This window comes from Micromonospora sp. NPDC050200 (genome assembly GCF_040656135.1).
Taxonomy (GTDB): Bacteria; Actinomycetota; Actinomycetes; order Mycobacteriales; family Micromonosporaceae; genus Micromonospora.
Window position 1 is genome coordinate 114,834 of record NZ_JBFALG010000017.1, and the last position, 13,245, is coordinate 128,078.

Here is a 13,245-nt window from a genome sequence, read left to right on the forward strand (position 1 = left end):
ACCTCCCCCACGGGAGGTGGCCCGGCCGTCCGCCTTTTCCATGGGACCGTTTCATCGGAGGTTGGCGGGTATGGGCCGGTTGTTCGGCACGGACGGCGTACGCGGGCGGGCGAACGCGGATCTCACCCCCGAGTTGGCGCTGGCGGTGGCGGTGGCCGCCGCGCACACGCTGGCCGAGTCGGACAAGACTCATCCCCCGCTGGCCGTGGTGGGCCGGGACACCCGGGCCAGCGGCGAGATGCTGGAGGCGGCCGTGGTCGCCGGCCTCACCAGCGCCGGGGCCAACGTGGTCCGGGTCGGCGTGCTGCCGACCCCGGCGGTCGCGTTCCTCACCGCCGAGGCCAAGGCCGACCTGGGCGTGATGCTCTCCGCGTCGCACAACCCGATGCCGGACAACGGGATCAAGCTCTTCGCCGCCGGCGGGCACAAGCTGCCGGACGAGATCGAGATGCGGATCGAGGCGGCCGTCGAGGCGAACGCCACCACCGCCTGGGACCGGCCCGTCGGGGCCGGCGTCGGCCGGGTGCACGACCTGCTCGACGGCGCCGACCACTATGTGCAGCACCTGGTCAACACCGTGCCGCACCGGCTGGACGGGATCAAGGTGGTGGTCGACTGCGCCAACGGCGCCGCCGCCGAGGTGGCCCCGGTGGCGTACCGGGAGGCGGGCGCCGAGGTGATCGCCATCCACGCCGAGCCGGACGGGCTCAACATCAACGACGACTGCGGTTCCAACCACGTCGACGGGCTGCGAGCCGCCGTCGTCGAGCACGGCGCCCACCTGGGCATCGCGCACGACGGCGACGCCGACCGGTGCGTCGCGGTGACCGCCGACGGCGACGAGGTCGACGGCGACCAGGTGATGGCGATCCTCGCCCTCGCCATGCGGGAGGCCGGCACGCTCGCCCAGGACACCCTGGTCGCGACCGTGATGAGCAACCTCGGCCTGCGCCTGGCGATGTCCGCCGAGGGCATCCGGCTGGTCGAGACCAAGGTCGGCGACCGGTACGTCCTGGAGGAGCTGCGCGCCTCCGGCCTCGCCCTCGGCGGCGAGCAGAGCGGTCACATCGTCATGCCGGCACACGCCACCACCGGCGACGGCGTGCTCACCGGGCTGCACCTGATGTCGCGGCTGGCCGCCACCGGCAGGTCGCTGGCCGAACTGGCCTCGGTGGTTACCAAGCTGCCGCAGGTGCTGATCAACGTGCCGGTCGGTGACCGTACCGTCGGCGCGACCGCGCCCGCCGTACGGGCCGAGGTCGAGCGCGCCGAGGCCGAGCTGGGCGAGACCGGCCGGGTGCTGCTGCGCCCGTCCGGCACCGAGCCGCTGGTGCGGGTGATGGTCGAGGCCGCCACCGAGGCGACCGCCCGGTCCGTCGCGGAGCGGATCGCCGAGCAGGTCCGCGCCGCCAGCCCGACCGCCTGAGGCGTCTCCTTCGGCCCGGGTCCGCCGTTGGCGGGTCCGGGCCGTCGCCACGGCCGCGCGTCTACAGGCGCAGCCGGGCGGCCCGCTCGAACGTGTCGGCCGGGTCCTCGCCGTCGGTGAGGTCGATGTCCTCGACGACCCGCCCGTCCCCCAGGCGCACCAGCCGGTCGCACCGGGCGGCGATGGCCTGTTCGTGGGTGGCCAGCAGGATCGTCATGCCGTGCCGGTCGCGCAGGTCCAGCAGCAGGTCGAGGATCTGCGCGCCGGTGGTCGAGTCGAGGTTGCCGGTCGGTTCGTCGGCGAGCAGCAGCCGGGGCGCGCCCATCAGCGCCCGGGCGATCGCCACCCGTTGCTGCTGGCCACCCGAGAGCTGGGCGGGCAGCGACCGCTCCCGGCCGGCCAGCCCCACCGCGTCGAGCAGTTCCCGGGCCCGCGCGGCGTGGTCGGCCCGGCCGCGTCGGGGCAGCACCGGGGCGATCACGTTGTCCAGGACGGTGAGCGCCGGCAGCAGGTGGTAGCGCTGGAAGACGAAGCCGACGCCCTGGCGGTACCGGGCGAGGGCGGCCCGGCGCAGGGCGGTGACCTCCACGTCGTCCACCGTGACGGTGCCCCGGTCGGCCTGCTCGATCGCACCGATCATGTGCAGCAGCGTCGACTTGCCGGATCCGCTCGGGCCGGTCAGGGCCACCACCGATCCGGCGGCGACCTCCAGCGACACGTCGTCGATCGCGGTGAGGCGCTCGGTGCCGGTGCGGAACTGCCGGACCAGCTCGGCCGTCCGGACCGTGCTCCCCGTGGTCGCGTTCATGGTCACTCCTCTGCGAGTAGTCGTGCGGTGGGGAGGTGGCGCAGCAGCGTGGCCGGGACGAGCGCGGCCAGGCAGGTGACCAGCGCCCCGGCCAGCGCGACCAGGGCCGCGACCAGGACCAGCGAGGAGGGCAGCTCGCCGACCAGCCAGGCCGCTCCGCCCAGGCCCAGCCCGGCCCCGGCGAGCGCGCCGAGCATGCCGAGGAGCAGGCCCTCGTACCCGACCAGGCGGCCCAGCGCGGCGTCGGTCCAGCCGGTGGCGCGCAGGGTGGCCAGCTCGGCGGCCCGGTCCCGGATGTTCAGGTAGAGCACGTCGGCGACGGCGGCGACCCCGAGCAGCACCGTCGCGACGGCGGCCATAGCGTCCGCGCCGCGCACACTCAGCGACACCGTGTCGCCGAGCAGGCTGCCGACGATCGCACCCCGGAACGCGTACCCGGCGGCGGTGACCAGGGTCAGCGCGGCCACCCCGATGGCCAGCGCACCCGCGCCGAGCAGGGTGCGTCCGGGGGTGCGGACCAGGTTCACCAGGGCCAGGCTGGCCAGGGTGCGCGGTCGCCGTACCCATCGCGGCGTCGCCACCAGCGGCCGCAGGGCGGCGGCCGGGTGGGCGCGCGCGGCCCGCAGCGCCGGCGCCAGGCCCGCGACCAGCGCCAGCAGCAGAGCAACCGGTACGGCGAGCAGCGCCCGCCGCCAGTCGACGCCGATGCCCAGCGCCGCGCCGAGCGGGACGGCCAGCCCGAGGGAGAGCAGCCCCGCGGCCAAACCCAGCGCGGCGACCTCGCCGAGAATCAGCGCCCCGATCCGCCGGGCCGGCCAGCCCAGGCAGGCCAGCACCGCCAGCTCCGGCCGGCGGTCCCGGACCGCGGCGGAGACCGCGTTGCCGAGGAAGAGCACGCAGACCACCAGCACCAGTACGAAGAGCGCCACGCTCTTCCGGTCGACGGCTTCGGTGATCACCGAAGCGACCCCGAGCGCCGACCAGTTCTCGGTGAGCAGCAGCTCCGGTCGACCGAACGAGCCGGCCGGCAGCTCCACCGTCTGCGGGGCGGGGGAGGAGCCGAGCGTGATGTCCACGTCCAGGCCGGTCGTCCGGTTGATCTGCTCGGCGATCAGCCGGACCCGCTCGGCGGAGCGTTCGGTGTAGCCGTCGACGTCGGCGACCCGGACCCGGATCGCGCTGATCGGCGCCTTGAGCTGCGGGCTGCGGCCGCCTTCGAGGAGCTTCGGCACGCTCGCCAGGTTGGTCAGCAGCAGCGGCGGGGCGGAGAGGTAGCCGGCCGGATTGCCGCTCGGCTCCAGCGGCTTCCCACCGAGCGCGGCCCGGCTTCGCGGGTCGGCGCCCTCCGCCCGCGGTGGCTCGTACGTCTCCAGCGGCACCTTGCCGAGGTCGCTGAACCCGGTCAGCTTCTCCGGGTCGAACACGCCCACCGCGCGCCACTGCCGGGGATCGTCGGTGCGGCTGAGGGCCAGCCGGCGTAGCGTCCGGGAGCCGGTGTCATCGGTGAGCCAGGGGCGGGGGAGCCAGATGGCCTCACGCTCGGTGCCGTAGGTCTCCGGGCCTGGCGGCGGCACGGCGGCGGCGCGCAACGGACCACCCGGCAGTTGGTCGTACGACACGGCGCCGGGCTGGGTCATGACCTGGAGCTGCCCGAAGCAGCACCGGCCCGACCCGGCGACGCCCTCCGCGAGCCGGGTCCGGTAGCTGTCGGTCAGCTCCGCCCGCGCCGATCCGGCCGGTGTGCCGCCGGACCGGAGCAGGGTCTCCTCCAGCCTTTCGCCGGGCAGGCCGGCGGGGCGGGCGTCGGCCAGCCGGGTGAGCGTGGCCCGCAGTTCTCCGTCGAGGTAGGGGCGGCTGGTGGCGAGCACCGGGAAGAACTGGTTGACCGTAGAGCCGTGCCGGAGCTCGGCCGCCGTGTCGCCGGGGCGCAACGGGCGGCCGTCCACCACCGTGCCGGTGAGCCCGACCAGCCGCTGCTCGGCGTCGGGGTCCACGGCGGCGAGCAGGAACGGCACGGTCAGACGCTCGGTCAGCGTCAGCCGGTCGGCGGTCGCCGTCTCGGCGTCGCCGTTCCGGGCGAGCACCCCGTTCTCCGCCTCGAACCGGCCGTCGGGCAGTAGCCGTACCGCCGTGACGCTCCAGTTGTCGCGTTCGGAGATCGCGCCGCGGTTGCGGATCAGGGCACCGCGCTGGGGGTCGCAGATCGGCCGGCTGGTGCCGTCCGGCTGCACCTCCCTGGGGACCGGGCCGCAGACGTCCGTCCAGGAGTAGGTCCGGCCGTCGGTGTACCGGGCGGGAGATTCCAGCACGTCCATGTCGAAGAGGGGGTGGATCAACGGGAGCTTGGTCACGTACACGTACCGCGGCTTGCCGTCGGCGGTGGAGAGACCGCGCTCGGCGACGTACGTGGGGTCGGCCCGGATCACCTGCCGGTCCAGCGACCGGTCGACCGCGCCGGTCAGGTCGAGGCGCATCGGCACCTCGGAGGTCGCGTAGCCGAGCATGCTGATCGGGGCGGCCACGTCGACCCCGGCGACCGCCTGCACCTGGTCGTACTGGGCGGTGGTGATGCCGCCGTAGAGGCCGGAGAGGTAGTTGGGCCGGACCAGCCCGCGCTCGGCCTCCAGGGGCGTGCGCGTCCCCTGTGGGCGGACGAGGATGTCGTACGCGGCCCGGGTGTTCCGCTCGACGGTGCCGGTGACGTCCAGGCGGGAGGTGGTGGTGGCGCCGGTCAGGACGACGAAACCGGTGGTCGCCACCAGTACGCCGGCCAACAGTGCCACCGACCGCCCAGCACGGCCACGTAGCTGTCCCCAGATGAAACGGACCATGTCGCGCCTCCCCGTGTGCTGACCACACTGTGCGCGATACATTGTGACAATGCAAGACCCGTCCGGGTGGACCCGCCCGGACCGGATTGGAGGAGACGGTGGCGATCCAGCACGCGGTCCTGGCCCTGCTCGCCCGCGGCCCCAGCTACGGCTACCAGCTCAAGGGCGCCTTCGAGCAGGCGGTCGGCCCGCAGTGGGGGCCGCTCAACATCGGCCACCTCTACCAGATCCTCGACCGGCTCTCCCGGGACGGCCTGGTGGTGGCCGAGCGCCATCCCCAGCCGGTCAAGCCCGACCGGGTGGTCTACGAGATCACCCCGGACGGCCGGGCCGAGCTGGACCACTGGCTCGCCGAGCCCAGCCCGCGCAGCGGCGGCTTCCGCGACGACTTCTTCCTCAAGGTCACCGCCGCGGCCCGTTCGGGTGAGCCGGCCACCGTGCGGACGGTCCTGGGCAACCAGCGCGGGCACCTGATGCGGGAACTGCGCAACCTCGACGGGCTGCGCCGCCGCGCCGACGACCCGGTGGTCGGCCTGCTGCTCGCCGCCGCCGGCCGGCACGTCGAGGCGGACCTCGCCTTCGTCGACGACGCCGAGTCGGTGCTGCTCGCCGACGGCGGCGCGCTGCTCGGCCGGCTCGCGGCCGGCCCCGCCGACAGCTCCGCCGAGGGGCCGGACGTGACCCGGGCCGCCGGCTGACCACGGCCCGGCACGACCCGCCCGCCGGACCCAGCCGCCGTGATCCGCCCGCCGGGCCGCCGCGTGGGGCGATCGCCGCCGGGGCGGTCAGGCCGCCGTGACCCGGCGCAGGAAGCGTCCGCCCAGCTCCACCACGTCCGCCGCGTCGAACTCCAGGGCCGGGCCGGCCACCGTCACCTCGGCCATCGCCACCCCCGGCACGTCGGTGTCCTGCCAGCCGCCGACGAACCACGCCCTCTCCTCCTCGGCGAGGGCGAGGTTGGCGTCGTTCAGCGCGCCGGCCGGATGCGGCAGCCACAGCCGGAACTGGTGGGTGTGCGGCGGCGCCGGATGCACCCGCGCGCCGGGCAGGCCGGCCAGCGCCGCGGCCACCGTCTTCGCGTGCCCGACGTAGCCGGCCAGCCGGGGCAGCTCGCGGTCCAGGCCGGCGAGCGCGGCGAGGGCCGCCGGCCACTGCTGGAAGATGGTGCCGCCGTACCGGTGCCGCCAGGCCCGCGCGTAGCGGACCAGGTCGGCCGAGCCGGCCAGCGCGGCGCCGGCGTGACCGCCGAGGGACTTGTAGAACGAGACGTAGACGCTGTCGGCGAGGCCGGCGACCTCGGCCAGGGACCGGCCGAGGTGGACGGTGGACTCCCAGAGCCGGGCGCCGTCCAGGTGCACCCGGGCGCCCCGGTCGCGGGCCGCCCCCACCACCGCCACCAGCTCGTCCCAGGCCGGCAGCACGAAACCGGCGTCGCGCAGCGGCAGTTCGAGCAGCAGGGTGCCGATCGGCTCGTCGAGCGCGGCCACCTCCTCGTCCGTGGGGTTGCGCGGGGCCGGCGTGGTGAGCACCGCCCGCAGCCCGCCGAGCACCGCGTACGCGTCCCGCTCGTGCAGCAGCGGGTGGCTCAGCGGGTGCAGGCCGACCCCGCTGCGGCCGGTCAGCTCCGCGCCGTACCGCATGGCGACCTGCTGCGCCATCGTGCCGCTGGGAAAGAAGACCGCCGCCTCCGTACCGAGCAGTTCGGCGACCCGGCGCTCCACCGCCTCGACCGCGCCGCCCTCGCCGTAGAAGTCCGGCAGCAGCTCGTCGGGGGCGGCGGCCCGGATGGTGTCGAGCTGCTCGGCGACCGAGGGCGGCCGGGCCCCGGAGAGCACGGTGGCGCAGCCGCGCAGCGCGGTGAGCCGGCGGACCCGGTCGGCGTACCCGTCGGTCATCGGGCTTCCTTCAGTCGGCGCAGGCGGGTGACCGCCTCGGTGAGCACCTCCGGGCGCTTGCAGAAGGCGAACCGGATCAGCCGCCGGCCCGCCTCCGGGTCGTCGTAGAAGACCTGGGTGGGCACGGCGACCACCCCGCACCGTTCGGGCAGCGACCGGCAGAACTCCACCCCGTCCCGGCCGCCCAGCGCGGTGACGTCGGCGGTGACGAAGTACGTCCCCTCCGGGGTCAGCACGTCGAAGCCCGCGTCGGTCAGCCCGGCGACGAGCTGGTCCCGGCGCTGCCGCAGGCCGTCGCGGAAGTCGGTGAAGTAGGCGTCCGGCAGGGCCAGCGCCACGGCGACCGCCGGTTGCAGCGGCGCCGCGTTGACGAAGGTGAGGAACTGCTTGACCCGCAGCACCGCCGAGACCAGGGGGGCCGGGCCGCTCACCCAGCCGACCTTCCAGCCGGTGCAGGAGAAGGTCTTGCCCGCCGACGAGATGCGCAGCGTCCGCTCCCGCATCCCGGGCAGCGTGGCCAGCGGCACGTGCGGCGCGGTGGCGTCGGGGAAGACCAGGTGCTCGTACACCTCGTCGGTGACCGCGTACGCGCCGTGCTCCTGGCAGAGCTCGGCGACCAGGGCCAGCTCGTCGGGGGTGAAGACCTTGCCGGTCGGGTTGTGCGGGGAGTTGAGCAGCACCAGCCGGGTCCGCGGGCCGAACGCGGCGCGCAGCGCCGCCGGGTCGAAGGCGTACCGGCCGTCGTCGCCGGGACGCAGCGTCACCGGCCGCCGCACCGCGCCGGCCAGCGCGACGGAGGCCGCGTACGAGTCGTAGTACGGCTCGAAGCAGACCACCTCGTCGCCCGGCTCGCAGAGGGCGAGGATGCTGGCGGCGATCGCCTCGGTGGCGCCGGCGGTGACCACGATCTCGCCGTCCGGGTCGTACTCCAGTCCGTGGAAGCGGCGCTGGTGGTCGGCGACGGCCCGGCGCAGCGCGGGGATGCCCGGGCCCGGCGGGTACTGGTTCTGCCCGGTGCGCAGCGCCTCGGCCGCCGCGGCCAGCATCTCCGGCGGGCCGCCGCTGTCCGGGAAGCCCTGCCCGAGGTTGACCGCGCCGGTGCGGACGGCGAGTGCGGACATCTCGGCGAAGATCGTGGTGCCGAACGGACGCATCCGGGCCACGAGCGGGTCGACATCGGTCGGCGTTGTCACGACGCCCACCCTACGGGTCGTCCGCGCCGGTTCAGTCGGTCGATCTGCCGGCGCAGGTCACCTGCCACTGCGAGTCGTCGGTCACCGGTGCGCGGCCCGCCACGACGGTGGAGCAGTGGATCAGGCGCTCGTCGTCCTCCGCGTTGTCGGCGATCACCAGGACCCGGTTGAGATCGTCGGTCCGGATCTTCTGCCGCCAGGGCAGCCGCACCCCGTCCCGCCGGATGAACTCGCCGTTCGCGTCGTAGTACTCGAGGTCCGCCCGCCCCTGGCCGGTCACCTCGTAGGTGACGGCGAACCTGCCGCGACCGGTGGACGGCGTGGTGGCGGGACTCGCCGGCTGGCTCGGCGTCGGTGGGGTCCACGTCGGCGCCGGGCTGTCCTCGTCGTAGTCGCCGTCGTAGTACGGGTCGTTGTAGTACGGGTCGTCGTAGTACGGGTCCTCGGCCACCGGCGCGGGCGTGTACCGGTCGAGCATCATGCCGCCCGCTGCCAGGCAGCCGCAGATCCCGAGGGTGAGCACCGTGACGAGGGCGATGACGATCCCCGCGATCCGCCGTCCGTTGGTCGGGGCGGGCACCGGGGGATACCCGGGGTGGGCGTAGGGCGGCGGGTAGCCGGGCGGTGGCCAGCCGGCGGCCGGTGTGCCGGGGCCGCCCGGGAAGCCGTGCGGGCCGGTCGGCACGCCGGGTGGCCCGGCCGGGAGGGCGGGCGGGTGGTCGGGTGCCGCCGGCCGGGGTGTGGGCGGCCCGCCCGTCCCGTCCGGCGCGGCGGTCCCGCCCGGGATGGTCGGCGTGACGGGCGGTGCCCACCTGTCCGGGTCGGCCGAAGAGGGCGGCGGCGCCCCAGGGGTGGCGGGCGACGGCGCCGCCCACGGGCTCGGCGCCGCCCAGGGCTGCGGCGCGGCCGGCGGGTCCGGCGGGGTCCAGGGGTACGGCGAGGAGGCCGGCGGCGCGGTCGGGTCGGCCGGGGTGGGGCCCGCGCCACCCGTCGAGGCCGATGGTTCGGGAGTCTGCGGGCCGGGCTGGGACGGCTCGGGAGACGGGGACGCGTCGGACATGTCTGCTCCGGAACGGGGGGAAAGGAACGGGACGAACGGGCCGCCCCAGGGACGTGCCGGATCCGCCGAGAGACTGTCGTACCCGGGACGGGCCCGCAACCCTGTCTGGCCGCCGGGTGGGTTCGTCGGGCGTGGAGGTTTGTCCGGGTGCCGCCCGACGCTCGCCGATCGCTCAAATTCAGTGATTGTTTACCCGACTTCCGAGCACGCACGATGAGCGAAGCTGGGTTAGGCTGCGGACCATGTGTGGAATCGTGGGTTACGCCGGCTTGCGCCCGGCGCTCGGCATCGTGCTCGACGGACTGCGGCGGCTGGAGTACCGCGGCTACGACTCGGCCGGCGTGGCGATCGTCTGCGACGGCGAACTGCTGACCGAGAAGAAGGCCGGCAAGCTGGCCAACCTGGAGAAGGTCCTCTCCGAGCGCGCCGCCAGCAACCCCGAGGACTGCGCGGCCAGCCCGATCGGTATCGGCGACGGCACCACCGGCATCGGGCACACCCGCTGGGCCACCCACGGCGGCCCCACCGACCGCAACGCCCACCCGCACCTGGCCCCCGACGGCCGGGTAGCCGTGATCCACAACGGCATCATCGAGAACTTCGCGAAGCTCCGCGCCGAGCTGGAGGCCGACGGCGTCCAGTTCACCAGCGACACCGACACCGAGTGCGCCGCCCACCTGCTGTCGGCGGCGCTGGCCGACCTGCGCGCGGCCGGCGAGGCCGACAGCCCGCAGCTGCTGGCCTCGGCCATGCGGGTCGTCTGCCAGCGACTGGAGGGCGCCTTCACCCTGCTGGCCGTCGACGCCGGCATCCCCGGCTCGGTGGTCGGCGCCCGGCGCAACTCGCCGCTGGTCGTCGGCCGCGGCGACGGGGAGAACTACCTCGCCAGCGACGTGGCCGCGTTCATCGAGCACACCCGCGAGGCGGTCGAGCTGGGCCAGGACCAGATCGTTCTGATCACCGGCGACAGCATCGAGATCACCGACTTCGCCGGGCAGCCCGCCACCGGCAAGGACTTCCACATCGACTGGGACGCCTCGGCCGCCGAGAAGGGCGGTTACGACTGGTTCATGCTCAAGGAGATCGAGGAGCAGCCGCAGGCGATCGCCGACACGCTGCTCGGCCGGCTCACCGACACCGGTGAGATCGCCCTCGACGAGGTCCGCCTCAGCGACCAGGACCTGCGCGACGTCGACAAGATCTTCATCGTGGCCTGCGGCACGGCGTACCACTCCGGTCTGGTCGCCAAGTACGCCATCGAGCACTGGACCCGGATCCCGTGCGAGGTCGAGCTGGCCAGCGAGTTCCGCTACCGCGACCCGGTCCTCGACCGGTCCACCCTGATCGTGGTGATCTCGCAGTCCGGCGAGACCATGGACACCCTGATGGCGCTGCGCCACGCCAAGGAGCAGAAGGCCAGGGTGCTGGCCATCTGCAACACCAACGGCTCGACCATCCCCCGCGAGTCGGACGCGGTGCTCTACACCCACGGCGGGCCGGAGATCGCCGTCGCCTCCACCAAGGCGTTCCTCACCCAGCTCGTGGCCTGCTACCTGATCGGCCTGCACCTGGCCCAGGTGCGCGGGATCAAATTCGCCGACGAGGTGGGCGCGGTGGTGGCCCAGCTCCAGGAGATGCCGGGCAAGCTGCGCGAGCTGTTGGACCGGATCGAGCCGGTCCGCGAGCTGGCCCGGCAGCTGAAGTCCGAGCCGACCGTGCTCTTCATCGGCCGGCACGTCGGCTACCCGGTGGCCCTGGAGGGCGCGCTGAAGCTCAAGGAGCTGGCGTACATGCACGCCGAGGGCTTCGCCGCCGGCGAGCTCAAGCACGGCCCGATCGCGCTGATCGACAAGGGCACCCCGGTGATCTGCGTGGTGCCGTCGCCGGTCGGCCGGGGCATGCTGCACGACAAGGTCGTCTCCAACATCCAGGAGGTCCGCGCCCGGGGCGCCCGGACCATCGTGATCGCGGAGGAGGGCGACGAGGCGGTCGTCCGCTACGCCGACCACCTGATCTACGTGCCGCGTACGCCGACCCTGCTGGCCCCGCTGGTCACCACCGTGCCGCTCCAGGTGCTCGCCGCCGAGATCGCCGCGGCCCGGGGGCACGACGTGGACCAGCCGCGCAACCTGGCGAAGTCGGTCACCGTGGAGTGACCGGACGGGAACGTCCACCGGGCCCCGCCCGCCGTGACCACGGCCGGCGGGGCCCGCTGTTTCCGGCCGGAGCGGGACCGGGCGGAGCGGGACCGGCGGGAGCGGGACCGGGCGGAGCGGCACCGGGGCGGAGCGGCACCGGGCGGAGCCGGTCACCGGCCGAGCACGATCCGGGCCATCCCGTCCAGCGCGGGGTTGCCGGGCTCCCAGTAGCCGGTGTGGCCGTACCGGCCGCTGGGAAAGGTGCGCCCGCCGAAGCCCGGGTCGCTGGGATCGTGGCCGAACCACAGCTCGTGGTCGTCCGGGCGGAGCAGCGACACCGCCGTGGCCAGTGGCGACGCGGCGAGCGCCGCCCGACCGGCCAGCTGCCCGGGCGGCTCGACCAGCCGGATCACGTCGTCGGGCGCGGTGCTCGCCCAGACCCGCTCCGGCGGCAGGCGCAGCGCCTCGGCCCGGTCCACCCCGACCCCGGGTGAGCCCACGAAGACCAGGGCGTCCGCGTCGAGACCGTGGTCCCGGGCGGCGGCGCCCACCACCACCGACCCGTAGCTGTGCCCCAGCACCGTCTGCCGGGCCGGCGGGCCCTCGTGGGTCTCGCGCAGCCCCTCCTGGAAACGGTGCAGCGCCGGCCCGGCGTCCCGGGCCTGGGCGGACCGGGCCGCCTCGGGCAGGAAGTCCGGCGCGTCGTAGTCCAGCCAGAGCACCGCCGCGGTCTCCCGCCCGGGCGCGATGCCGGCGCACCGGGACAGCACCCGCCCGGCCCGGCCCAGCTCACCCGGGGCGTCGGCGAGGTCGGCGGTCATCCCCGGCACGTAGGTCAGCACCTGGTCGGCGCGGTCCGGATTGCCCAGCGCCACGATCGCCCGCCCGTCCCCGGCCGGATCCAGCCCCAGCAGGTACGCCCGGGGCGGCTCCGCCGCCGCCAGCCGCCCGGCGAGCCCGTCGAGGCCGGCCAGCCCCGCGTCGACGCGGCGCAGCCCGGCCCGCACCCCCGGACCGGACGGAAGCCGGCCGAGCAACTCCCGCCGCCCGGTGAGCAGCGACTCCCGCCGGTCGGCGAGCAGCAGCCGGTTGGCCTGGTCCCGGGCCGCGACCGGCACGCCGTCGAGGTGGCCGACCCGGCCCGGCTCGTGCAGCACCAGCCACCGGCGCTGGGCCGGGGTGAGGCCCGCCCACCAGGCGCGGACGGCCGACGGGTCGGCGTCGGCCGCCGGTCGGCCCGGCGGTGGCGGGTCGGCCCAGCCGGCGCGGGTCGCCGAGGTCAGCTCGTCCAGCCGGGTGGCGGCCTCCCGGTCCGCCGCGTCGGCCAGCGCCAGCGCGTCCCGCAGCCCGGCGGCCACCAGGTCGACCGCCATCTGCCCGGCTCCCGCACCCGAGCCGCCACCGGACCCGGCGCCGCTGACCGTGCCCGGTTCGGGCGTCCCGCCAGGCCCCGGCGTCCCGCCAGGCCCGGCCCGCCCGCCCGGCGGGGACCCGACACCGGACCGGAGCCCGGCACCGGGCCGGACCCCCGCCTCCGGGCCGGTCCATGTTTCCCGCCCGGGCGGGATGGCCGGCACGGGAGCCGCGCTGACCCCGCCGTGCCGGTCGACGAGCACGCCGCTGCGATCGGCCAGCGCCACCGCCTCCGCCAGCCGGGCCTTCGCCGCCCGGAGCCGGCCGGCGAATTCGGCCAGCACCTGGTCGGCCTCGATCAGGGCGGGCAGCAGCCCGGCCAGCTCGCCCCGGAGCGCGCCGAGCCGCCCGTCGGCCGCCCGGGCGGCCCCACCCGACCAGCCGGTGCGCAGGGCCCCGGCCCGGTCGGCCAGCGCCGCCCGGCGCCGCCGCACCGGGTCGGCCAGCCCGGCGCCGCCGCACCGGGGCGGCCTGGCGCGGG

General features: G+C 75.4%; 9 protein-coding genes. 3 read left to right on the forward strand and 6 right to left on the reverse strand.

Annotated features, from left to right (window positions below):
• Nucleotides 1-70: 70 nt before the first annotated feature.
• Complete coding sequence (gene glmM, locus AB0I41_RS14450) at nucleotides 71-1,426, forward strand: phosphoglucosamine mutase (protein ID WP_357106519.1); 1,356 nt, start codon at nucleotides 71-73, stop codon at nucleotides 1,424-1,426.
• Nucleotides 1,427-1,487: 61 nt separating this feature from the next.
• Here the strand turns inward: glmM and AB0I41_RS14455 are convergent, their stop codons facing one another.
• Both AB0I41_RS14455 and AB0I41_RS14460 read right to left on the reverse strand, forming a co-directional pair.
• The gene (locus AB0I41_RS14455) at nucleotides 1,488-2,234 is read right to left on the reverse strand and encodes an ABC transporter ATP-binding protein (protein ID WP_357106523.1); all 747 of its coding nucleotides are present in this window, start codon (nucleotides 2,232-2,234) and stop codon (nucleotides 1,488-1,490) included.
• Between the two features lie 2 nt (nucleotides 2,235-2,236).
• The gene (locus AB0I41_RS14460) at nucleotides 2,237-5,065 is read right to left on the reverse strand and encodes an FtsX-like permease family protein (RefSeq protein WP_357106525.1); all 2,829 of its coding nucleotides are present in this window, start codon (nucleotides 5,063-5,065) and stop codon (nucleotides 2,237-2,239) included.
• A 98-nt stretch (nucleotides 5,066-5,163) separates the two neighbouring features.
• Here AB0I41_RS14460 and AB0I41_RS14465 point away from each other — a divergent pair, with 98 nt between their 5' ends.
• Nucleotides 5,164-5,763, forward strand: coding sequence for a PadR family transcriptional regulator (locus tag AB0I41_RS14465; protein ID WP_357106528.1), 600 nt, complete (start codon nucleotides 5,164-5,166; stop codon nucleotides 5,761-5,763).
• A gap of 87 nt (nucleotides 5,764-5,850) precedes the next feature.
• On the opposite strand, the gene AB0I41_RS14470 is transcribed toward AB0I41_RS14465, so the two are convergent.
• The 3 genes from AB0I41_RS14470 to AB0I41_RS14480 are packed head-to-tail and all read right to left on the reverse strand — an operon-like array spanning nucleotide 5,851 to nucleotide 9,213.
• Complete coding sequence (locus AB0I41_RS14470) at nucleotides 5,851-6,960, reverse strand: beta-eliminating lyase-related protein (protein WP_357106530.1); 1,110 nt, start codon at nucleotides 6,958-6,960, stop codon at nucleotides 5,851-5,853.
• Nucleotides 6,957-8,153 (reverse strand): pyridoxal phosphate-dependent aminotransferase, encoded by a 1,197-nt coding sequence (locus AB0I41_RS14475; RefSeq protein ID WP_357106533.1) that lies wholly within the window; start codon nucleotides 8,151-8,153, stop codon nucleotides 6,957-6,959. Before AB0I41_RS14475 ends, AB0I41_RS14470 begins: the two co-directional genes overlap by 4 nt.
• A 31-nt stretch (nucleotides 8,154-8,184) precedes the next feature.
• The gene (locus tag AB0I41_RS14480; RefSeq protein ID WP_357106536.1) at nucleotides 8,185-9,213 is read right to left on the reverse strand and encodes an MmpS family transport accessory protein; all 1,029 of its coding nucleotides are present in this window, start codon (nucleotides 9,211-9,213) and stop codon (nucleotides 8,185-8,187) included.
• A gap of 242 nt (nucleotides 9,214-9,455) precedes the next feature.
• Between AB0I41_RS14480 and glmS the strand changes: the two genes are divergently transcribed.
• A complete protein-coding gene (glmS, locus tag AB0I41_RS14485; protein WP_357106539.1) occupies nucleotides 9,456-11,369 on the forward strand; it encodes a glutamine--fructose-6-phosphate transaminase (isomerizing) in 1,914 nt (637 codons plus the stop codon).
• A 152-nt stretch (nucleotides 11,370-11,521) separates the two neighbouring features.
• Here the strand turns inward: glmS and AB0I41_RS14490 are convergent.
• Nucleotides 11,522-13,245: alpha/beta hydrolase (locus tag AB0I41_RS14490; RefSeq protein WP_357106541.1), on the reverse strand; the 1,724-nt coding region annotated here is incomplete at its 5' end.

Coding starts and splice junctions, on each gene's coding strand:
- glmM (WP_357106519.1), top strand. CDS start 71: ATGGGCCGGTTGTTCGGCACGGACGGCGTACGCGGGCGGGCGAACGCG.
- AB0I41_RS14460 (WP_357106525.1), bottom strand. CDS start 5,065: ATGGTCCGTTTCATCTGGGGACAGCTACGTGGCCGTGCTGGGCGGTCG.
- AB0I41_RS14480 (WP_357106536.1), bottom strand. CDS start 9,213: ATGTCCGACGCGTCCCCGTCTCCCGAGCCGTCCCAGCCCGGCCCGCAG.
- AB0I41_RS14455 (WP_357106523.1), bottom strand. CDS start 2,234: ATGAACGCGACCACGGGGAGCACGGTCCGGACGGCCGAGCTGGTCCGG.
- glmS (WP_357106539.1), top strand. CDS start 9,456: ATGTGTGGAATCGTGGGTTACGCCGGCTTGCGCCCGGCGCTCGGCATC.
- AB0I41_RS14470 (WP_357106530.1), bottom strand. CDS start 6,960: ATGACCGACGGGTACGCCGACCGGGTCCGCCGGCTCACCGCGCTGCGC.